The sequence below is a fragment of the Rathayibacter sp. AY1H3 genome (assembly GCF_002932015.1).
Genome location: NZ_PSUU01000003.1, coordinates 89,861 through 109,694, shown reverse-complemented (window position 1 = coordinate 109,694; position 19,834 = coordinate 89,861). Strand labels below are relative to the sequence as shown.

The following is a 19,834-nucleotide window of genomic DNA, read 5'->3' as shown; positions in this document are numbered from 1 at the left end:
GACCCCGTTCCGCGTGGTCTTCGGACGCGGCGTCGGCGACGAGGACGCGGCGCGGATCGCCGACAGCTGGGCCGCCTGCGCGTCCGAGCCCGACGCGGGAGCACGCGACGTCCTCGCCGAGGTGGGGCACGATCCCTCCGTCCCGGTCGACGGCTCGCCCCGGGTCTCGAGCGCCACGCTCGCGCAGCTCGAGGAGTCCCTGACCTCGACCCTGACCCTCGAGGCGATCGGCGCCCGGCGCGCCGACCTGCTGATGCTCCACGCCTGCGGGATCTCCGACGAGTCCGGCCGCGTGCTGGCCTTCGTCGCCGCCTCCGGGACCGGCAAGACCACCATCGCCCGGACGCTCGGGTCCCGCTTCGGCTACGTCACCGACGAGACGGTCGGCGTGACCCCGGAGGGGCGCGTCCTGCCCTATCCCAAGCCGCTGTCGGTGAAGCCGCTGACCGGATCGGCGCCGAAGGCGCAGCTGGCCCCCGGGTCGCTCGCCCTCCGACCGGTCCCGGAGGCGCCCCTGCGTCTGGCGGGCGTCCTCCTGCTCGAGCGCCGCGACGGCGTCGGGACGCCCTTCCTCGAGCACGTCGACCCGGTCGACGCGATCGAGGATCTGGTGCCGCAGACCTCGTACCTCTCGGCCCGACCGCGGCCGATCGCCGATCTCGTCCGCACCCTCTCGGCGCTGGGCGGCGTCCGGCGACTGGTCTACTCCGAGGCCGCGAGCGTGGTGCACCTGGTCGAGGAGGTCTTCGCGTCCCTCGGCGCCGAGGCCCCGTCCGCCTGGTCCGACGTGGTCTCCGTGCAGCTCGACCCTGTGGGCGAGGCCCTGCCCGGCACCGTCCTGCGCACCCCTGCGGACGACGCGGTGGAGCTCGCCGACGGCCAGCTGCTCGTGTTCTGCGGCGGCACCCTCGTGCGCCTGTCCGGCATCGGCCCGACGATCTGGCGCCACGCCGGCCGGGGCTCCGATCTGCCCGGTCTCGTCGCCGCGGTGCTCGAGGAGGCGGGCCCGCCGCCCGCCGGCGTCGATGCGGAGGCGGTCGTCGAGTCGGCGGTCGTCGAGCTCGAGGGCCTCGGAGTGATCACGAGAGGGACTCCGCCGGAGCCCACCCCCGACAGGTGGCACGGTTGACGCGCCTGGCGCCGAGGGCGCGGAAGCGCTGTGTCAGAATTCGGAAGAACCCGTCGCCGGCGCCCGCCGCGTGATCCGTACCAGCGAAGGAAATCTGACTCTGTGGAACTTCGAGACGTCCTCCGGCTGCTGCGCGACCACTGGATCCCGATCGTCGCGGCGATCCTCCTCGGCACTCTCGTCGCCTTCGGCTGGTCGCTGACGCAGAAGCCGCGGTACGTCGCCGACTCGCAGGGCCTGGTCTCCGTCGCCACCACCGGTGCCGACGACAGCCAGGCGATCTACACGCAGCAGATCGCGCAGTCCGTCGCCAAGTCGAGCCTCGCCACGTACGTCCCGATCGCCACCTCGCGCGACGTGGCGCAGATCGCGATCGACAGCCTCGGCCTCGACGTCTCGCCCGCCACGCTGATCTCGGCGATCACGGTGCAGGCCGACACGGTCGCCCCGGTGATGAAGGTCAGCGCCACCGCCTCCACCCCCGAGGGCGCGCAGAAGCTCGCCGACGCCTGGGTCGCGGCCATCGCCACCAAGGTGCAGCAGGTCAACCAGGAGACGGGCGTCGGCGACACGGTCTCCCTCACCGTTCTGCAGGCCGCGGCGCTCCCGTCCTCGCCGGCGTTCCCGAACCTGCGCCTCGTCCTCGCGGTCGGCGCGCTCGCGGGCCTCGTCCTCGGTCTCGTCTACGCGTTCGTCCGCAACACGCTGGACCGGCGCATCCGCACCGCCGAGATGGTCGAGCGCCTGTTCGACCTCCCCGTGGTCGGCACCCTCCCCGTCGACAAGCGCCTCAGCGAGACCAACCGCATCGTCCCCGAGGCCGACACGACCGACTACATCAAGGCCGACGGCAAGCACGCACTCGCCGAGGCGCTGCGCGAGCTCCGCACGAACCTGCAGTTCATGAACATCGACAGCCCGCCGCGCATCATCGTCGTGACGAGCCCGCTGCCCTCGGACGGCAAGTCGACGGTGACCGCGAACCTCGCGGTGACGCTCGCCGCCTCCGGCCAGCGGACCGTCGTCGTCGATGGCGACCTCCGCAAGCCCACCGTCGCCAAGTCGTTCGGCCTCGTTCCCGGCGTCGGCCTGACCGACCTGCTGATCGGCAAGGCGGAACTGCAGGACGTCCTGCAGCCGTGGGGCCCGTCCGGCAACCTCTGGGTGCTCGGAGCCGGGTCGATCCCGCCGAACCCGTCCGAGCTGCTCGGCTCCAACGGCATGGACATCCTCCTGCACGAGATCGCTCGCGAGGCCATCGTGATCGTCGATGCGCCGCCGCTCCTGCCCGTCACGGACGGCGCCATCCTCACCGCCCGCACCGACGGCGCGCTCGTGGTCATCTCCGCGGGCAGGACGACGACCGACGAGCTGGGCAAGGCGATCCAGAACATCGAGCGGGTCAGCGGCCACACCCTCGGCGTGATCCTCAACCGCGTGCCCGCGCGCGGCCAGGTCGGCCGGGGCTACGGCTACTACTACACGAGCTACTACGGCTCCGAGCGATCGGGTGCCCGCCCGGACACGGCCGTCGAGCCCGAGCCCGCGTCGACCTCGGCCTGAGCGCCCCGCGATGATCTTCCCGGGAGACGACTCCGCCCGCCCCGCCCGCCGGAGCTGGCGACCGGACGAACCGGTCGCCGCCTCCGCCGCCCCCGTCTTCACCGTGCTCTCGGTCTGCACCGGCAACATCTGCCGGTCGCCGATGGCGGAGCAGCTGCTGCGCGCCGCACTCGCCGACGCGACATCACCCGCGGGAGGTCCGCTCTTCGCGTTCACGAGCGCCGGAGTGAGGACGCGCGACGGACTGCCGATGGACCCGGTCTCGGCCCGCTTCTCGGCTCAGCACGGGGGAGACCCGGCCGCGCACACGAGCGCGGTGCTCGGCGACGCGATCGTCGGCGACGCCGACCTCCTGCTCACGATGACGCGCGACCACCTGGTCGACGCCTCCCGGCGCTTCCCGTCGCTCCTCCTCCGCGGCTTCACGCTGCTCGAGTTCGCCCGCGTGCTGCCGTTCGTGCTGCGGGAGGTGCCGCTGCCGACGGTCGAGGACCCCGCCGCGCGGCTCCGCGCCGTCGTGCGGCTCGCCGCCGCCCACCGCGGGCGCGCCCCGCGGGGCGAGGGCGGCGACGACATCGAGGACCCGATCGGCCGCAGCGAGGCCGTGCACGAGCGCGTGGCGGCGCAGATCGCGGCGGCTGTCGCCGACGTCTCCCGCGATCTGAGAGCATTGGCGCGGCGGTAGTCGCGCGTCCGCGGGCGCGCTGACGCCTCGCCGCATCGCATCGCTCCTCCTCACCGTCGCGACCGCGACACGAACCCGCCACGATTCGGAGAACCCCTGTGAAGCTTTCTGTCATCGGCTGCGGCTACCTCGGTGCCGTCCACGCTGCCGCCATGGCCGAGCTCGGCCACGACGTCATCGGCATCGACGTCGACCAGAAGAAGATCGACGCCCTGGCCGCCGGCACCGCGCCGTTCTTCGAGCCCGGCCTCCCGGAGCTGCTGTCCTCCGGCGTCGCCTCCGGGCGCCTGCGCTTCTCGACCGACATGGCCGACGCCGCCGGTGCGGCCGTGCACTTCGTCGCCGTCGGCACCCCGCAGAAGCCGGGCGAGAACGCCGCGGACATGACCTACGTCGACTCGGCGATCGACGGTCTCCTGCCCTACCTCGAGGCGGACTCCCTCGTCGTCGGCAAGTCGACCGTCCCCGTCGGCACCGCCGCCCGCCTGGCCGACCGCATCGCCTCCTCCGGTGCGACCCTCGCCTGGAACCCCGAGTTCCTCCGCGAGGGCTTCGCGGTCAAGGACACGATCAGCCCCGACCGGCTCGTCTACGGCGTGCCCGCGGGCGAGGCCGGAGCAGCGGCGAAGGCGACCCTCGACGAGGTCTACGCGACGGCGCTCGCGGCCGAGACCCCGCTCGTGGTCACCGACTACGCCACCGCCGAGCTGGTGAAGGTCTCGGCCAACGCCTTCCTCGCGACCAAGATCTCGTTCATCAACGCGATCGCCGAGATCGCGGAGGTCACCGGCGCGGACGTCACGCAGCTCGCCGACGCGATCGGCTACGACGTGCGGATCGGCCGCCGCTTCCTGAACGCGGGCATCGGCTTCGGAGGCGGCTGCCTCCCGAAGGACATCCGCGCCTTCTCTGCCCGCGCCGACGAGCTCGGCGTCGGCGAGTCCGTCGCCTTCCTCAAAGAGGTCGACGCGATCAACCTGCGTCGCCGTCAGCGCGTCGTCGACCTCGTCACCGAGGGCCTGGGCGGCTCCGTCGAGGGCCGCCGCATCGCGGTGCTCGGTCTGGCGTTCAAGCCGGAGTCGGACGACATCCGCGACTCGCCGTCGCTCGACGTCGCCGCTCGCCTGCACGACCTCGGTGCGACCGTGGTCGCGACCGACCCCGAGGCGATCGAGAACTCGCGCCGCCGCTACCCCGAGATCACCTACACGACCGACGTCGACGAGGCGCTGGCCGGTGCCGACGCCGTGGTCGTCGTGACGGAGTGGAAGCAGTTCCGCGCCCTCGACCCCGCGGCCACGGCGGCGAAGGTGGCCAACACCTTCCTCGTCGACGGTCGCAACTGCCTCGACCCCGCCGCCTGGCGTGCTGCCGGCTGGGAGTACCGCGGCCTCGGCCGCTGACGCGGCGGAGCCGTCGTCTCAGCGGACGCGGCTCGGCTGATCCGCCACCACGCCGGAGGTGCCGCGGAGGGGGATGTGCGCGAAGGCGTCGTCCCACTCCGCCGCCCTCCGGCGTCGTCGTGCGCGGACGACCATCCGGAGCAGGACGCCGGCGACCGCGCCGAGAAGCGCGCCGGAGGTGTTCATCACGACGTCGTCGACGGTCGCGAAGCGCGCCGAGAGGAAGAGCAGCTGGCCCGCCTCGATCAGCGAGCTCACGACGGCGCCGACGGCCACAGCGACCCACGCCCTCCGGAGCCGCAGGTTGAGGGCCAGGAGCAGCCCCAGGGGCACGAACAGGGCGATGTTGGCGGTCGACTCGATGAACGCGTAGTCGACCATCGGGAGGCCGTGCCGGGCGAACCAGGAGGTCACCCGGCCGAGATCCCCCCGCACTCCCGCATCGACGGGCGTCGGCCAGAAGGCGATGGCTGCGAGCGCGACCACGTAGGGCACGCTGATGGCGAGGGTGAGGCGGGTGAGCGACCGGGTCACGGTGCTCCTCTCGTCGGTCGTCGGGCGGGGGCGGCGACGACGGCGGAAGAACAGTCTCGCTCCCGGCTGCTGGGATCGGGCCGGGAGGCGCGGGGGAGTGGGCTGGAGGCACGCCCGTGCGCAGGACGCTCGGGACGCCGTCAGGGGTGCTCGAGCCGGAGAGCGCGGGGCGGTGATCGCGCCGGCTCCGTCGTCGACCAGGCTCCGGCCCGGGCGAGCATCCGCCTGCGGGCGAGCCCCGCCACAGCAGAATTCCGAGAACGCCCCGGGAACGACGAAGCCCGGCCGGATCATCGATCCTGGCCGGGCTTCTCACCGGTCGGGGTAGCGGGATTCGAACCCACGACCTCCTCGTCCCGAACGAGGCGCGCTACCAAGCTGCGCCACACCCCGGTGTGCTCATCACGGAGAACCGCTCACGAGCCTCGACAATAGTAGCCGATTTCCGGACCGCCGTCGGACACCCCTCGTCAGGCCGCCGGAGTGAGCGTGACGAGGGTCACCTCGGGCCGGCAGGCGAAGCGCACCGGTGCGTAGATCGAGGTGCCGACTCCGGCGGACACGTTGAGGTACGAGCTGCGCAGTCCGTTGTCCCACGTCGTCGAGCCGGCGACCTTGTCGCGCGGGATGTCGCAGTTGGTGACGAGGGCGCCGAAGCCCGGGACGCAGACCTGCCCGCCGTGCGTGTGCCCGGCGAGGATCACCTCGGCGCCGCGGGCGACGAAGTCGTCGAGGATGCGCTGGTAGGGCGCGTGCGCCACGCCGATGCTGACCCCGGCCGGTCCGTCCTCCGCGCCGCGCAGCTCGTCCACGGCTCCGGCGACGAGGTCGATGCGGTCGAGGCCGATGTGCGGGTCGTCGACGCCGAAGAACTCGATGCGCGTCCCCTTCACCGTGATGCTCTCGGCGCGGTTGTTGAGGTCCACCCACCCGAGCCCGTCCGAGAAGAAGCCGGTCAGCCCGTCGGTGTCGAGATCGGCCTCGTGCTGCTTGGGGTTCTTGGAGGGGCCGACGAAGTAGCGGAGCGGGTTCTTGATCCGAGGGCCGAAGTAGTCGTTGGATCCGTTGACGAAGGCGCCGGGGATCCCGGCGAAGGGCTCCAGGGCTCGGCGGATGCCGAGCACGCCGTCGCGGTGGCCGAGGTTGTCGCCGGTGTCGACCACGACGTCGGGCGCCAGGGCGAGGAGCGAGCGGATCCACTCCTGCTTCTTCGTCTGCCACGGGGCCATGTGCAGGTCCGACACGTGCAGGACGCGGATCGGCTCGGAACCGGCGGGCAGCACCGGGAACGACGTGCGCCGGACGGTGAACAACGTCCGCTCGACGCCGATGCCCCAGGCCGCGGCGACGGCTCCGGCCGCGGCGACGGTCGCGAGGGCGGTGGTGAGGGGGCGACGGGTGCGTCCGGTCATGGGTCCTTCTCTCGCACGTCGGCCGCGAGCGCGGCCGCGTTCATTCTGCCGGACGCTCCCTCGGGAGCAGCCGGGGGTGCGGGGCTCAGCCCGCGCGGGGCGGGGCGCCCGGTCCGGCGCTGATCTGCAGGGTGATCTCCGCGCCCCGGGAGACGCGCGACCCGGCGGGCGGGTTCGTCTGCGCGACCTTCCCTGCCGGGCGGTCGGAGGGGACCGGAGAAGTGTCGACGCGGACCGTGAAGCCGACGGAGCGCAGGCGTGAGGCCGCCGCAGAGGGGCTCTGGCCGGTGACCTGGGGCACGGCCTCCTGCGGAGCGTCGACGAGCGAGCGGACCGGAGCCGGGAACGCCGTCCCGCCGTACTTGGCGTCGGCGACGCGCATGATGCGCGGCCAGATCTGGTGGCGCACCTGACCGGCGTTCACCCGGTTGAGACTGAATCCGCGCATGGAGGTGAAGCCGGTCACGTTGCCGACCCAGGTGGCGGTGGCGACCTCGGTGCTCGCGCCGACCATCCACGTGTGCAGCGCGTCGTCCGTGGTGCCGGTCTTGCCGATGTGCGGCACCCCGGTGCGGGGGTTGGAGGGGGCGCCGGTGCCGCCCGTCACCACCTGCTGCAGGGCGTAGCCGGCGGTCGCGGCCACCTCCTCGGACATCCCCTGGCTGCACTCGGAGGCGGGCGGCGCGACGTCGGCGCCCGTGCGGTCGACGATGCGGTCGATCGCGATGGGCGTGCAGACGGTGCCCTTGTTCGCGAAGCCGGCGAAGGCCGTGGCCATCGTGAGCGGAGCGATCTCGTTGGTGCCGAGGATGGTCGGCGCGAGCTTCTGCAGCTCGGTCCCGTCGGCACGGTGCACGCCCATCGCCAGCGCCGTGTTGCGGATGCCGCAGAGGTCCAGCTGCTGGGCCATGGCGGCGAACGAGGTGTTGATCGAGCCGGTCGTGGCCTGCAGGGCCGTGGTCACTCCTCCGTTGCCGCCCTCGTCGTTCCCGGGGTTCCAGGACTCGCCGTAGTAGACGCCGTCGGGCTCGCAGCTGTCACGGAAGGTCGTGTAGGCGCGGCGGGTGCCGTCGACGCTCTCGCCGAGCGAGTGCCCCTCCTGCAGCCACTCCGCGAGGGTGAACACCTTGTAGGTCGAGCCGACCTGGAATCCCGAGGAGCCGCCGTACCCGAAGTCGGTGTTGTAGTTGACGCTCGTGTAGTTGGGGCCCGTCAGGTCCGGATCGTTGGAGTAGTCCTTGTTCTGGGTCATCGCGAGGATGCGGCCGGTGCCGACCTCGACCGAGACGCTCGCGCTGCCGATGTTCACGTTCGCCATCGACTTGGGCACCCAGTCGTCGGTGGCCGAGACGGCGGCCTGCTGCAGGTCGGAGTCGAGGGTCGTGTAGATCCGGTAGCCGCCGCGCTTGAAGGTGGCGTCGCGCTCGTCCTGGCTCGCACCGAACGCGTCGTCGTTCTTGATGACCCAGGTGACGTAGTCGCAGAAGAAGGCCGCGACTCCGGCCGTCTGGCAGCCGGTGCTCGGCTCGGTGATGTTCGGCGTCACGGGCTCGGCGACGGCCGCCTGCGCCTGCTCGGACGTCACCTTCGACTCGAGGTCCATGCGGGTGACGATGTAGTCGCGCCGGTCCCGGGTCTGCGGGTAGCCCTCCGCGGCGGGGTTCGCCGGGTCGCCGGGCCGGTCGAAGCGGAACTTCTCGGGGTTGTTCACGATCGCGACGAGCGCGGCGGACTGCGCGAGCGAGAGGTCCTTCGCGCTCACTCCGAAGTAGTAGCGGGCAGCCGCCTCGACGCCGTAGACGGTGCCGCCGAACAGGGCGATGTTGAGGTAGCCCAGCAGGATGTCGTTCTTCGGATACTCCTTCTCGAGCCCGATGGCGAGCCGCATCTCCGCGACCTTGCGCTCCGGAGTGGTCTCCGTGGCCTCGCGGTAGGCCGCGTCGCGCTCGATCGGATCGCTGAGCGCCTCCGCCTTCTGCACGAGCACGTTCTTGACGTACTGCTGCGTGATGGAGGAGCCGCCCTGGACGTCCCCGCCCGTGGCCGTCGTCGCGGCCGCGCGGACGGTGCCGAGCAGATCGATGCCGCCGTGCTCGTAGAAGCGGGGGTCCTCGGAGGCGACCACGGCGTCCTTCACGAACGGCGAGATCTCGTCCCAGCCCACCTCGACGCGGTTCTGGGCGTAGAAGGAGGCGAGCAGCACGTCGCCGCCGGAGGAGTCCTTCGCGTACACGTCGCTCTTCTCGGCGAGCGTGCCGATCTCGAGGTACTCGGGGAGGTTGTCGAACATCTCCACCGTGTTGCCGGCGGCCATGCCGCTCAGCGCGATCGCCGGCGTCACCGAGGCGGCCACCAGGACTCCCGCGACGACGCTCATGGCGACGATGCCGATCAGACCGCCGACGGCGCCCCCGATGGTCTTCACGACTCTGGTCCCGCCCTGCCCCGACATAGAATCAGCGTAGTCGCCGCGCTCGGACGAGCCGCGGCGCTCATCCCGCCGACGCGCGGCGCTCAGCAGTCGTCCCGCACCGGCCGCACCCGAGGAGAGCCATGTCCGTCCCGCGCTGGGAGTACATCACCACCCCGCTGATGATCCACAACACCACGGCGATCCTGAACACCTGGGGATCCGAGGGCTGGGAGCTGGTCCAGATCGTGACCGGTCCCGAGGGCGGCCTCGTCGCGTACCTCAAGCGCCCCGTCGCCGAGGCCGGCGCGTGATCGCCGAGCGCCTCGCGGAGCTCGGCGTCGAGCTGCCCGCGGTCGCGGTCCCCGCCGGCGCCTACGTCCCCGCCGTCGTGCACGGCGGCCTCGTCTACACGGCGGGGCAGATCCCCTTCGTCGACGGCGCTCTGCCGCTGGTCGGCAAGGTCGGCGACGAGGTGTCGCCCGAGCAGGCGAAGGACCTGGCCCGCACCTGCGCCCTCAACGCGCTCGCGGCCGTCGCCGACGCGATCGGATCGCTCGACCGGGTGACGCGGATCGTGAAGCTCACCGGCTTCGTCGCGTCCGCCTCCGGCTTCACCGGGCAGCCCGGCGTGATCAACGGCGCCTCGGAGCTGCTCGGCGACGTGTTCGGCGAGCCCGGCCGTCACGCGCGCTCGGCCGTCGGGGTGGCGGAGCTGCCCCTCGGCGCTCCCGTCGAGGTCGAGCTGATCGTCGCCTTCGACTGACGCACCGCCCCCTCCGGCCCACGCGGTGGGAGGGGGCGTGCGGTGCCCGGTCAGTCCGCGGCGATCGCGGAGGAGATCACCGCCATCACCTGCGTGTCCGCGAGCGTCGTCGTGTCGCCCACGGCGCGTCCCTCCGCAACGTCGCGCAGCAGCCGGCGCATGATCTTCCCCGAGCGGGTCTTGGGCAGCTCCTGCACCACGAAGATCCGCTTCGGGCGGGCGATCGCGCCGATGTGCTCGGCGACGTGCGCCTTCAGGGTGGCCTCGAGCTCGTCGTGTCCGTGGGCCAGCGCCTCGGCCTGGCTCGCCTTCGCGATCACGAACGCGACCACGGCCTGGCCGGTGGTCTCGTCCGCGGCTCCCACGACGGCCGCCTCGGCGACGACCGGGTGGGAGACGAGGGCCGACTCGATCTCGGCGGTCGAGAGGCGGTGGCCGGAGACGTTCATCACGTCGTCCACGCGCCCCAGGAGCCAGAGGTCGCCGTCCTGGTCGCGACGCGCTCCGTCACCCGCGAAGTAGCGGTCGCCGAACTTCGACCAGTAGGTCTCGACGTAGCGCTCCGGGTCGCCCCAGATGCCGCGCAGCATCGCCGGCCAGGGCTCGGTGATCACGAGCAGTCCGCCCTCGTCGGCGCCGACCGGCGTCCCGGAGTCGTCGACCACGTCGATCGAGATGCCCGGCAGAGCGACCTGCGCGGACCCGGGCTTGAGCGTCGTGACGCCGGGCAGAGGGGACACCATCATCGCGCCGGTCTCGGTCTGCCACCACGTGTCGACGATGGGGGTGCGGCCGCCGCCGATGACGTCGCGGTACCAGACCCACGCCTCCGGGTTGATCGGCTCGCCGACCGATCCGAGCAGGCGCAGGCTCGAGAGGTCGAAGCGCTGCGGGATCTGCCGGCCGAGCTTCATGAAGGAGCGGATCGCCGTGGGCGCCGCGTAGAGGATCGTCACGCCGTGCTTCTCGACGATCTCCCACCAGCGGCCGGGATGCGGGCTGTCCGGAGTGCCCTCGTACATAACCTGGGTGGCGCCGTTGGCGAGCGGGCCGTAGACGACGTAGCTGTGCCCGGTGATCCAGCCCACGTCCGCGGTCGACCAGTAGACGTCCGACTCGGGGTGCAGGTCGAAGACCGCGCGGTGCGTGAAGGCGACCTGGGTGAGGTACCCGCCGCTGGTGTGCAGGATGCCCTTGGGCTTACCCGTGGTGCCACTGGTGTAGAGGATGAAGAGGGGCTGCTCGGCGGGGAACGGCTTGGCGACGTGGTCGGCGTCGACCGCCACGATCTCCTCGTGCCACCAGAGGTCGCGCCCCTCGTGCCAGGCGACCTCGTTGCCTCCGCGGCGCACGACCAGGACGTGCTGGACGCTGGACTCGCCGCCGAGGGCGAGCGCGGCGTCGACCGCCGGCTTCAGGGGCGAGACGGCGCCCTTGCGCCAGCCGCCGTCGGCGGTGATGACGAGTGTCGCCTCCGCGTCGTCGATGCGCGCGCGCAGGCTCTCGGCGCTGAAGCCGCCGAAGACGACGGAGTGGACCGCCCCCAGCCGGGCGACGGCCAGCATCGCGATGACCGCCTCCGGGATCATGGGCAGGTAGATCGCGACGCGGTCGCCGGCGCGGACGCCGAGGCTCGTGAGCAGGTTCGCGGCGCGCTTCACCTCGGCGGTGAGCTCGGCGTAGGTGATCGAGCGGGAGTCGCCGGGCTCGCCCTCCCAGTGCAGGGCGACGCGGTCGCCGTGGCCGGCCAGGACGTGGCGGTCGAGGCAGTTGTAGGCCACGTTCAGCTCACCGTCGTCGAACCACTTCGCGAACGGGGGCTCGCTCCAGTCGAGGGTGCGCGTGAACGGTCGGTGCCAGTGCAGGAGCTCTCGGCTCCGGTCGGCCCAGAAGGCGAGGCGGTCGGCCGCGGCCTCGTCGTAGAGCGCGGCGGTCGCGACCGCTCCGGCGGCGAGATCGGCCGGCGGCGGGAACCGGCGGGTCTCGTGGAGGAGGTTGTCGATGGCGTTCCGGTCGGCGGCCGGGGCGTCGGGGGGAGTGGACATCTGCGATTCGCTCCTTCGCGAGTGAGACGTTCGCCGGCCCGCGCGGTCGGCGTCGCACCACCGTAGCGCCCGTCTCCGGCGGGGATCGCTGCGCGCCGCAAGCTGGGTGCGGGGCGGGTGTCGGATAAGAGTCCGCAGAGAACAGGATCCGGGCTTGGCGAATCGCGATCCGTCCCCTACAGTTGCATACGGCCGAATGAACTTCGGCCCAGCGGCGCAAGTGATTCCCCCCAATCCAGCGCCGCCGAGGCGGCACCTGTTCCCCCCAATGGGTGCCGCCCCCTTCTTCCCGCCGGATCCGGCGGAGGGACGCCCCCGCTCGAGCCCTGCTCGCGGGGGCGTTTCCGCGTTGCCGGGACGTCTCCTCGTCGACCGGGCTTCTCTGCGCCGTGGGGCCCCTCCTCGGAGCGGCTCCCTGCCGAGAGCCCCGGGCCGCCCCTGCGCGCGCGTCCGGCCCGGGTCGCTCCTCCACAGGCGCCGACGCGGGCGTCTCTCCTCCGATCGGGCAGGGAGCGCCCCGGCGCGCGGAACGGGCTCCTAGCGTGCCGGGATGACCCGCGACTTCGTCCCCCTCGTCCCCGCCGAGCACCGCCGCGACCCGCTGCCGGTGCGGCCCGCCGCCGCCGGTCTCGGGCTGCTCGCGCCGCACGCCGCGGATCCCGCGGTGACCGACCTCTTCGTGAACGGCGGCGCGGGCCTCTGGATCGACCGGGGCGGTGGTGCGGAGCGGGTTCCGGAGTGGACGCTCGACGCCGCCGGAGCACGGCGGCTGGCCGTCGCGCTGGTCGCGGCCGGTGGACGGCACGTCGACGAGGCGAGCCCGTGCGTGGACGTCAGGCTCCGCCACGGGGTCCGCGTGCATGTCGTGCTGCCGCCGGTGGCTACCGGTGGAGCGCTCGTGTCGGTGCGGGTGCCGCGGTCGGACTCCTGGACGCTCGGGGAGCTGCAGGCGGCCGGGATGCTGGACGACGACGGAGTGCGGCTTCTGCGCCGGGCGGTCCGCGAGCGGTGGAACCTGTTGATCACGGGAGCCGGTGGATCAGGCAAGACCACCCTGCTCGGCGCCCTGCTCGGGTGCGCGGCGCCGACCGAGCGGATCGTCGCCATCGAGGACGTCGGCGAGCTCCGGCCGGCGCACCCGCACGTCGTCTCGCTCGAGGCGCGGCAGCCCAACCTCGAGGGCGCCGGTGCCGTGGGCCTGGACCGGCTCGTGCGGGAGGCGCTGCGGATGCGTCCGGACCGCCTGGTCCTCGGCGAGTGCCGCGGCGTCGAGCTGCGCGAGCTGCTGTCCGCGCTGAACACCGGGCACGACGGCGGTGCGGGGACCCTCCACGCGAACTCCCTCGAGGACGTGCCCGCGCGTCTCGAGGCGCTCGGGGTCCTCGCGGGGCTCGGGCCCGAGGCGATCGCCCGCCAGACGGTCAGCGCGATCGACCTGGTGCTCCACCTCGAGCGCCGCGACGGTCGGCGGCGGCTGGCGGCGTCCGGGACGTTCGCGCTCGACGCGGACGGCCGCCTGAGGGTCGAGGACGGGTCGCTCCCGAGCGCCTCGAGGTCGAGCGCGTGACGGGCCGCGACGGGCTGGACGAGGTCGCGGCCGTCGTGCGCCGACTGGCCGTCCTCCTCGCGGCGGGAGTGGCTCCCGCGTCGGCCCTCGGGCATCTCGCGGGGGCGGAGGGGGCGGACAGCGGGGACGCGCGGCGGCGGCGACTGCTCCGGGCGGTGTCGGAGGAGGCCGGCCGCGGGGGCGACGTGACGGAGGCGCTGCTGCGCGGGACGCCGGTTTCGCGGCGGAGCGGCTCGGAGCGGAAGCGGCCGCGACGGCGAGCGCCGGACACCGGTGAGGCGACCGCGTGGGCGGCGCTGGCCGCCGCGTGGCGGGTGGCCGCCGACTCCGGCGCGCCGGTCGCCGCCGCTCTCGGCGAGCTGGCGGAGTCCCTGCGCGAGCTGGCGCGCGCCCGCCGGGACATCGAGGTGGCTCTGGCCGGTCCCTCCGCCACCGGGAGGGTCGTGAGCGCGCTGCCGCTGGCGGCGCTGGGTCTGGGGGCACTGCTGGGCTTCGACGTGGTCGGCGTGCTCCTCGGGACGGTGCCCGGTGCGGTCTGCCTGGTCGGGGGAGCCGGGTTGATGGCGGCCGCGCACGCGTGGACGCGGCGCCTCGTCCGAAGCGCGGCCCCGGCCGATCCGGCGCCCGGGCTCGCGCTCGACCTCCTCTCGGTGGCGCTGGCCGGTGGCGGCTCGATCGAGTCGTCGCGCGCCCGGGTCGTGGCGGCGCTCGCCGAGTGCGGGCTCGACTCGGGCGAGCGCGTGCTCTCCGACGCGGACCCGGTGCTCGCCCTCTCCGCGGCGGCGGGCGTGCCGGCCGGACGCCTGCTCCGGAGCGAGGCGGCTCTGGTCCGGGCACGGGCGTCCTCCGGGGCGCGGGAGCGAGCCGCTCGGCTCGGCGTGACCCTGATGCTGCCGCTCGGGATCTGCGTGCTGCCGGCGTTCCTGCTGCTCGGAGTGGCTCCGATGGTCGTCTCGGTGCTGCTCTCGACGTTCTCGGTGGCGGCGTGACGCGGTCGACCGCTCCTCCACAGGGGCGGGATCGGGAGGCGTCTCCACGGATCGGCCGGAGGGTCGATCGGTGGGATCGGGAGTCGGCGATCCTCGGAGGAGGGGCATGGAGCGGGGCGGAACGGAGCAGGACACATGAGCAGTGACACGGCGATCAGCGGCGGGGGAGTCTCCCGGAGTCGAGGACTCGGTAGGAGCAGGGATGCGGGAAGTCGTGTGCCCGGAACGAGCCGGGGCTCGAGGAGCGGCGGAGGTGCGGCGTCCGGCGGAGGAACGGGCATCGACGTCTCCGCGGGGCGCGTCGAGTGGCGCCGACCCGGGTGGGGAGGTCTCGGCGCTCTGGGCGACGAGGAGGGGTCGGCGACGGCGGAGTACGCGATCGCGACGATGGCCGCGGTCGGCTTCGCCGGGCTGCTGGTGGTCATCCTCAAGGGCGACGAGGTGCGGAGCATCCTGACCGACCTGGTGACCCGCGCGCTCACCGCGGCGGGATGAGAGGCCTTCCGCTGCTGCGCGGGCGGCTCGTCCAGGAGGAGGGCTCGGCCACTGCCGAGCTCGCGCTCGTGCTCCCGGCGGTGGTCGCGGTGCTGGCGCTGTGCCTGGGGTCGGTAGCGGCCTCGGCGCAGTACGTCCGGCTCGTCGACGCGGCCGCCGACGCGGCCCGGTCCGCGGCCCGGGGCGACGACCCCCGCGCGCCGCTCGCCCGGGTGACGGGGGCGTCGCTCACGGCGGGGGAGCAGGACGGACTGGTCTGCGTCGACGTCGCGGCCCGGCTGCGCCCGCTCCCGGCGGTCTCGCTCCCGGTCTCGGTCCGGTCCTGCGCGCTGGGCGGGGGCGGATGATCCGCCGGCTCCCCGGGGCTGTCCGCGACCGGGAGGAGGGATCGGCCGCGGTCGTGGCGATCGGAGTCGTCGCGGGCACGATCCTGGCGACGGCCGCCGTCCTCGCCGGCTGCGCAGGAGTCGTCGGGCACCAGCGAGCGGTCGCCGCCGCGGACGCCTCGTCCCTGGCAGCGGCCGACGTCGCCTCCGGCCTGCTGGCCGGGGATCCGTGCGGACGTGCCGCCGCCGTAGCCCGCGCGAACGGCGCCGAGCTCGTCCTCTGCGACGTCGACGGCGGCGTCGCGAGAACGGAGGCGGCCGTCACCGCGGGTCCGCTCTCCCTCACGGCGCGGTCGAGGGCCGGCCCGCCGCCCTGAGGGCGGGGGCAGCAGCGGGCGTCGTCCGGACCGAGGTCCGGACGACGCCGCGGGAGCGCGTCAGTCGGAGGAGAGTCGCTGGTACCGGTACGCGGCGGCGGTCGGCAGGGCGCCCGCGCCCTCGTCGTGCTCGAGGCCGCCGGCGAGGAGGTAGATGTAGCGGGAGCCCGCCCTCGCCCCGGGGATCTCGAGGCGTGCGGCGGGGGCCTGATCGTCGCCGTATCCCCGGCGGAGGGTCTTGCCCTCCAGCGGTCCGTCGAGGAGCTTGGCCGTGTAGGCGGAGGTCGTGGTGGTGTGCGTCGTTGCCATGCCTCATCATGCGCCGATCGGCGCCGCGCGTCACCCCCGTCGACGGCAGGCCGGGCAGGCGGCTCCGGGGCCGTGTCCAGCGTCCTCCCGAGGTCCCCGTGTCCTCGGGAGGGGGCAGCACGTCCGGGGTCAGTGTGTATGGTGTGCCTGTCGGGCGCCCCCGCCGATGGGGACGCGTCGCCGTTCCCCGCACCACGTCGCCGCGCACCGTCTCCCCGCAGCAGGGGACGTCGGACCACTGGTCGTCCGACCCGACAGCACCAATCGAGGAGAACTGTGTCCGGCACGAAGAAGCTGGTGATCGTCGAGTCGCCGGCGAAAGCCAAGACCATCGCCCAGTACCTGGGCGACGGCTACGAGGTGCTCGCCTCCGTCGGGCACATCCGCGACCTCATCGAGCCGAAGAACCTCCCCCCGGAGCTGAAGAAGGGCCCGCTGGGCAAGTTCTCCGTCGACGTCGACAACGGCTTCGAGCCCTACTACGTCGTGTCCGACCAGAAGAAGAAGACGGTCGCCGACCTCAAGCGCGCGCTGAAGAACGCCGACGAGCTCTACCTCGCCACTGATGAGGACCGCGAGGGCGAGGCCATCGCGTGGCACCTCCTCGAGGAGCTCAAGCCCAAGGTCCCCGTGCACCGCATGGTCTTCCACGAGATCACGAAGGACGCGATCCAGAAGGCGCGCGACAACACCCGGGACATCGACACCTCCCTGGTCGACGCCCAGGAGACCCGCCGCATCCTCGACCGCCTCTACGGCTACGAGATCTCGCCCGTGCTGTGGCGCAAGGTCGGCCCCGGGCTCTCGGCCGGCCGGGTGCAGTCGGCCGCGACCCGCCTGGTGGTCGACCGCGAGCGGGAGCGCCTGGCGTTCGTGTCGGCGAGCTACTGGGACCTCGCCACCGTGCTGGCGCCCGAGTCGGACGCCGCGGCGGGCTTCGACGCCCGCCTGGCTCGGCTCGACGGCAAGCGGATCGGAAGCGGCCGCGACTTCGACGACCGCGGTCAGCTGAAGGGCGACGTCACCGTCCTCGACGAGTCCACCGCCGGTGCCCTCGCCGAGGCCCTGCGTGACCCCGCCACCACGGTCCGGGTCTCGAACCTCGAGTCCAAGCCGTACTCGCGCCGCCCCGCCGCCCCGTTCACCACGTCCACGCTCCAGCAGGAGGCGGCGCGCAAGCTCCGCTTCTCGGCGCGCCAGACGATGAGCGTCGCGCAGTCGCTCTACGAGAACGGCTTCATCACGTACATGAGGACCGACTCGCCCGGGCTCTCGCAGCAGGCGCTGAACGCCGCACGCACCCAGGCCGCGTCCCTCTACGGAGCCGAGACCGTCCCGGACAAGCCCCGGCTGTACTCCGGCAAGAACAAGAACGCGCAGGAGGCGCACGAGGCCATCCGGCCCGCGGGCGAGACCTTCCGCACCCCGGATCAGCTCTCGGGCACCCTCCGCGGCAACGACCTCCGCCTCTACGAGCTCATCTGGAAGCGCACCGTCGCCTCGCAGATGGCCGACGCCAAGGGCTCGACCGCCACCGTGACGCTGCTCGCCGAGCCGGCCGGCGACGTCGCGAAGACCGCCGAGTTCACCGCCTCCGGAACCGTCATCACCTTCCGCGGATTCCTCCTCGCCTACGAGGAGGGGCGCGACGAGGAGCGTCACGGCGCCCGCGACGAGAAGGACGCCAAGCTGCCGGTGCTCGAGGTCGGCCAGAGCCTGGTCGTCGCCGAGGTCGAGGCCAAGGGCCACGAGACCTCGCCGCCCCCGCGCTACACGGAGGCGAGCCTGGTCAAGGCGCTCGAGGAGCTCGGCATCGGCCGGCCCTCCACCTACGCGTCGATCATCTCCACCATCGTCGACCGCGGCTACGTCACTCCGCGCGGCACCGCCCTCGTGCCCAACTGGATCGCCTTCTCGGTGGTCCGGCTGCTCGAGGACTTCTTCTCCGACCTGGTGGAGTACGACTTCACCGCCGAGATGGAGGGCGACCTCGACCGCATCGCCGGCGGCGAGGAGGACCGCGTCGCCTGGCTCAACCGCTTCTACTTCGGCGGAGGCACGCACCCCGGGCTCCGACACGTCGTGGACAACCTCGGCGAGATCGATGCGAAGAGCATCAACTCCGTCCGGATCACCGACGACATCACCCTGCGCATCGGCAAGTACGGCCCCTACCTCGAGGTGGCCCAGGAGGAGGGGCAGGAGACGCCGCGTCGCGTCAACCTGCCGCTCGAGCTGGCTCCCGACGAGCTCACGCCCGCCAAGGCGCAGGAGCTCGTCGACGCCCCGGTGCAGACCGACCGCGTGCTGGGAAGCAACCCCGACTCGGGCAAGACCGTCGTCGTCAAGGACGGGCGCTTCGGCCCCTACGTGACCGAGGTCGATCCGGAGCCGGAGACCACGGCGGATCCCGCCACCGGGGAGGTCGTCGAGCCCGCGCCCGCGAAGCGCGGCGCGAAGAAGCCCGCTGTCGTGAAGCCGCGCACCTCCTCCCTCTTCAAGTCGATGGACGTCGCGTCGATCGACCTGGCGACGGCGCTGCGCCTGCTCGACCTGCCGCGCACGGTCGGCGACGACCCCGAGAGCGGCGAGCCGATCACGGCTCAGAACGGCCGGTACGGCCCGTACATCAAGAAGGGCACCGACAGCCGGTCGCTCACCAGCGAGGACCAGATCTTCGAGGTCGACCTGCCGACGGCGCTCGAGATCTTCGCCCAGCCGAAGTACGGGGCGCGACGCGCGTCGAGCGCGCTGAAGGAGTTCGAGGCGGACCCCGTCAGCGGCAAGCCGATCCGGATCCGCGACGGACGCTTCGGCGCCTACGTGACCGACGGCGAGACCAACGTCACGATCTCCAAGGGCCTCACGATCGAGGAGATCGACTTCGAGCAGGCGGTCCAGATGCTCGCCGACAAGCGCGCGAAGGGCCCGGCCAAGAAGGCTCCGGCCAAGCGCGCGCCTGCCAGGAAGCCCGCGGCCAAGACCACGGCGGCCAAGACCACGGCGGCCAAGACGACGGCGGCCAAGACGACCGCGGCCAAGACGACCGCGGCGAAGACGACGGCGGCCGCCAAGAAGACGACCGCAGCGAAGAAGCCCGCCGCGCCCCGCGCCACCGCCGCGAGTCGCGCGGCCGCGGCGGCCGCCGCCGAGACGTCGGACGCGACGGAGTCGTGACCGGGCTGTTCGTCACCCTCGAGGGCGGGGACGGCGCGGGCAAGACCACGCAGGCCCGGCTGCTCGAGGAGTGGCTGGGCGCGCGGGGCGAGACCGTCGTCCGCACCCGCGAGCCCGGAGGCACTGAGGTGGGCCTGCAGATCCGCGAGATCGTTCTGCACCACCGCGGCGAGATCGACCCGCGGGCCGAGGCCCTGCTCTACGCGGCGGACCGCGCCCAGCACATCGGGACGCTCGTGCGACCGGCGCTCGAGCGCGGCGAGGTCGTCGTGCAGGACCGCTACATCGACTCCTCCGTCGCCTACCAGGGAGCCGGGCGGGTCCTCGACGCCGTCGAGGTCCGGCGGCTCTCGGAGTGGGCCACCCACGACCTGAGGCCAGACCTCACCGTCCTGCTCGACCTCGACCCCGCCGTCGCGCGGGGCCGGCTCGACGCGGCCCGCACCCGCTTCGACCGGCTGGAGGCCGAGAAGGCGGAGTTCCACGGGCGCGTGCGCGAGGCGTTCCTGGCGATCGCCGAGACGGACGCCGAGCGCTTCCTCGTCGTGGACGCCGGTCTCCCCGTCGAGGAGATCGCGGCCGCGGTGCGGGAGCGGGTCGCCGCGCTCCTCGACGGCGCGTCGGCTGTCGGTGCTCGCGGTTAGCCT

General features: G+C 73.0%; 18 protein-coding genes and 1 tRNA gene. 13 read left to right on the top strand and 6 right to left on the bottom strand.

Annotation, left to right across the window (positions count from 1 at the left end):
* The first annotated feature begins 13 nt into the window (after positions 1-13).
* From C5C33_RS02835 to C5C33_RS02820, 4 genes are all read left to right on the top strand, one after another.
* Entirely contained in the window at positions 14-1,129 is a 1,116-nt protein-coding gene (locus C5C33_RS02835) for a hypothetical protein (protein ID WP_104227255.1), read from the top strand.
* Positions 1,130-1,231: 102 nt separating this feature from the next.
* Positions 1,232-2,692, top strand: coding sequence for a polysaccharide biosynthesis tyrosine autokinase (locus C5C33_RS02830; RefSeq protein ID WP_181027156.1), 1,461 nt, complete (start codon positions 1,232-1,234; stop codon positions 2,690-2,692).
* 10 nt (positions 2,693-2,702) lie between these two features.
* Positions 2,703-3,377 carry a low molecular weight phosphatase family protein gene (locus C5C33_RS02825; protein ID WP_104227254.1) on the top strand — a complete coding sequence of 225 codons (675 nt, stop codon included), beginning with the start codon at positions 2,703-2,705 and terminating at the stop codon, positions 3,375-3,377.
* A 98-nt stretch (positions 3,378-3,475) separates the two neighbouring features.
* Positions 3,476-4,780, top strand: coding sequence for a UDP-glucose/GDP-mannose dehydrogenase family protein (locus C5C33_RS02820; protein ID WP_104222179.1), 1,305 nt, complete (start codon positions 3,476-3,478; stop codon positions 4,778-4,780).
* 18 nt (positions 4,781-4,798) lie between these two features.
* Here the strand turns inward: C5C33_RS02820 and C5C33_RS18895 are convergent, their stop codons facing one another.
* The 4 genes from C5C33_RS18895 to C5C33_RS02800 all read right to left on the bottom strand — a co-directional run bounded on the left by C5C33_RS18895 (position 4,799) and on the right by C5C33_RS02800 (position 9,178).
* A complete protein-coding gene (locus C5C33_RS18895) occupies positions 4,799-5,314 on the bottom strand; it encodes a VanZ family protein (protein ID WP_258059527.1) in 516 nt (171 codons plus the stop codon).
* 319 nt (positions 5,315-5,633) lie between these two features.
* Positions 5,634-5,707: transfer RNA gene (locus C5C33_RS02810), tRNA-Pro, on the bottom strand.
* A 77-nt stretch (positions 5,708-5,784) separates the two neighbouring features.
* On the bottom strand, positions 5,785-6,726 hold the full coding sequence (locus C5C33_RS02805) for a metallophosphoesterase (protein ID WP_104222183.1): 942 nt from the start codon (positions 6,724-6,726) through the stop codon (positions 5,785-5,787).
* Positions 6,727-6,811: 85 nt separating this feature from the next.
* Positions 6,812-9,178: a transglycosylase domain-containing protein gene (locus C5C33_RS02800; RefSeq protein WP_104260359.1), complete on the bottom strand. Its 2,367-nt coding sequence runs from the start codon at positions 9,176-9,178 to the stop codon at positions 6,812-6,814.
* A 101-nt stretch (positions 9,179-9,279) separates the two neighbouring features.
* On the opposite strand from C5C33_RS02800, the gene C5C33_RS18355 reads away from it, so the two are divergent.
* Both C5C33_RS18355 and C5C33_RS02795 read left to right on the top strand, forming a co-directional pair.
* A complete protein-coding gene (locus C5C33_RS18355) occupies positions 9,280-9,450 on the top strand; it encodes a hypothetical protein (RefSeq protein ID WP_164861113.1) in 171 nt (56 codons plus the stop codon).
* The gene (locus C5C33_RS02795; protein WP_219813481.1) at positions 9,447-9,902 is read left to right on the top strand and encodes a RidA family protein; all 456 of its coding nucleotides are present in this window, start codon (positions 9,447-9,449) and stop codon (positions 9,900-9,902) included. The genes C5C33_RS18355 and C5C33_RS02795 overlap by 4 nt, the downstream gene beginning before the upstream one ends.
* Positions 9,903-9,952: 50 nt before the next feature.
* Here C5C33_RS02795 and acs read toward each other — a convergent pair whose 3' ends face one another.
* Positions 9,953-11,947: an acetate--CoA ligase gene (acs, locus tag C5C33_RS02790; protein WP_104233737.1), complete on the bottom strand. Its 1,995-nt coding sequence runs from the start codon at positions 11,945-11,947 to the stop codon at positions 9,953-9,955.
* Positions 11,948-12,497: 550 nt separating this feature from the next.
* Here acs and C5C33_RS02785 point away from each other — a divergent pair.
* The 5 genes from C5C33_RS02785 (at position 12,498) to C5C33_RS02765 (ending at position 15,701) form a co-directional block, all read left to right on the top strand.
* Positions 12,498-13,514: a TadA family conjugal transfer-associated ATPase gene (locus C5C33_RS02785; protein ID WP_104260358.1), complete on the top strand. Its 1,017-nt coding sequence runs from the start codon at positions 12,498-12,500 to the stop codon at positions 13,512-13,514.
* Entirely contained in the window at positions 13,511-14,503 is a 993-nt protein-coding gene (locus C5C33_RS02780) for a type II secretion system F family protein (protein ID WP_104260357.1), read from the top strand. Before C5C33_RS02785 ends, C5C33_RS02780 begins: the two co-directional genes overlap by 4 nt.
* A gap of 216 nt (positions 14,504-14,719) precedes the next feature.
* On the top strand, positions 14,720-14,998 hold the full coding sequence (locus tag C5C33_RS02775) for a DUF4244 domain-containing protein (protein WP_244229600.1): 279 nt from the start codon (positions 14,720-14,722) through the stop codon (positions 14,996-14,998).
* Positions 14,995-15,345: a TadE family type IV pilus minor pilin gene (locus C5C33_RS02770; protein WP_104222193.1), complete on the top strand. Its 351-nt coding sequence runs from the start codon at positions 14,995-14,997 to the stop codon at positions 15,343-15,345. The genes C5C33_RS02775 and C5C33_RS02770 overlap by 4 nt, the downstream gene beginning before the upstream one ends.
* Entirely contained in the window at positions 15,342-15,701 is a 360-nt protein-coding gene (locus C5C33_RS02765; RefSeq protein ID WP_104260355.1) for an Rv3654c family TadE-like protein, read from the top strand. Before C5C33_RS02770 ends, C5C33_RS02765 begins: the two co-directional genes overlap by 4 nt.
* A 60-nt stretch (positions 15,702-15,761) precedes the next feature.
* Here C5C33_RS02765 and C5C33_RS02760 read toward each other — a convergent pair whose 3' ends face one another.
* Positions 15,762-16,010, bottom strand: a complete 249-nt coding sequence (locus tag C5C33_RS02760) for a hypothetical protein (RefSeq protein ID WP_104222197.1) — start codon at positions 16,008-16,010, stop codon at positions 15,762-15,764.
* A 276-nt stretch (positions 16,011-16,286) separates the two neighbouring features.
* Between C5C33_RS02760 and topA the strand changes: the two genes are divergently transcribed.
* Complete coding sequence (topA, locus tag C5C33_RS02755) at positions 16,287-19,187, top strand: type I DNA topoisomerase (RefSeq protein ID WP_104260354.1); 2,901 nt, start codon at positions 16,287-16,289, stop codon at positions 19,185-19,187.
* A complete protein-coding gene (gene tmk / locus C5C33_RS02750; RefSeq protein WP_104260353.1) occupies positions 19,184-19,831 on the top strand; it encodes a dTMP kinase in 648 nt (215 codons plus the stop codon). Before topA ends, tmk begins: the two co-directional genes overlap by 4 nt.
* Positions 19,832-19,834 lie beyond the last annotated feature (3 nt).

What these genes read in the sequence shown, in the direction of transcription:
- C5C33_RS02825 (WP_104227254.1), top strand. Translation starts at nt 2,703, where the DNA reads ATGATCTTCCCGGGAGACGACTCCGCCCGCCCCGCCCGCCGGAGCTGG.
- C5C33_RS02805 (WP_104222183.1), bottom strand. Translation starts at nt 6,726, where the DNA reads ATGACCGGACGCACCCGTCGCCCCCTCACCACCGCCCTCGCGACCGTC.
- C5C33_RS02800 (WP_104260359.1), bottom strand. Translation starts at nt 9,178, where the DNA reads ATGTCGGGGCAGGGCGGGACCAGAGTCGTGAAGACCATCGGGGGCGCC.
- C5C33_RS18355 (WP_164861113.1), top strand. Translation starts at nt 9,280, where the DNA reads ATGTCCGTCCCGCGCTGGGAGTACATCACCACCCCGCTGATGATCCAC.
- acs (WP_104233737.1), bottom strand. Translation starts at nt 11,947, where the DNA reads ATGTCCACTCCCCCCGACGCCCCGGCCGCCGACCGGAACGCCATCGAC.
- C5C33_RS02785 (WP_104260358.1), top strand. Translation starts at nt 12,498, where the DNA reads ATGACCCGCGACTTCGTCCCCCTCGTCCCCGCCGAGCACCGCCGCGAC.
- C5C33_RS02770 (WP_104222193.1), top strand. Translation starts at nt 14,995, where the DNA reads ATGAGAGGCCTTCCGCTGCTGCGCGGGCGGCTCGTCCAGGAGGAGGGC.
- C5C33_RS02765 (WP_104260355.1), top strand. Translation starts at nt 15,342, where the DNA reads ATGATCCGCCGGCTCCCCGGGGCTGTCCGCGACCGGGAGGAGGGATCG.
- C5C33_RS02760 (WP_104222197.1), bottom strand. Translation starts at nt 16,010, where the DNA reads ATGGCAACGACGCACACCACCACGACCTCCGCCTACACGGCCAAGCTC.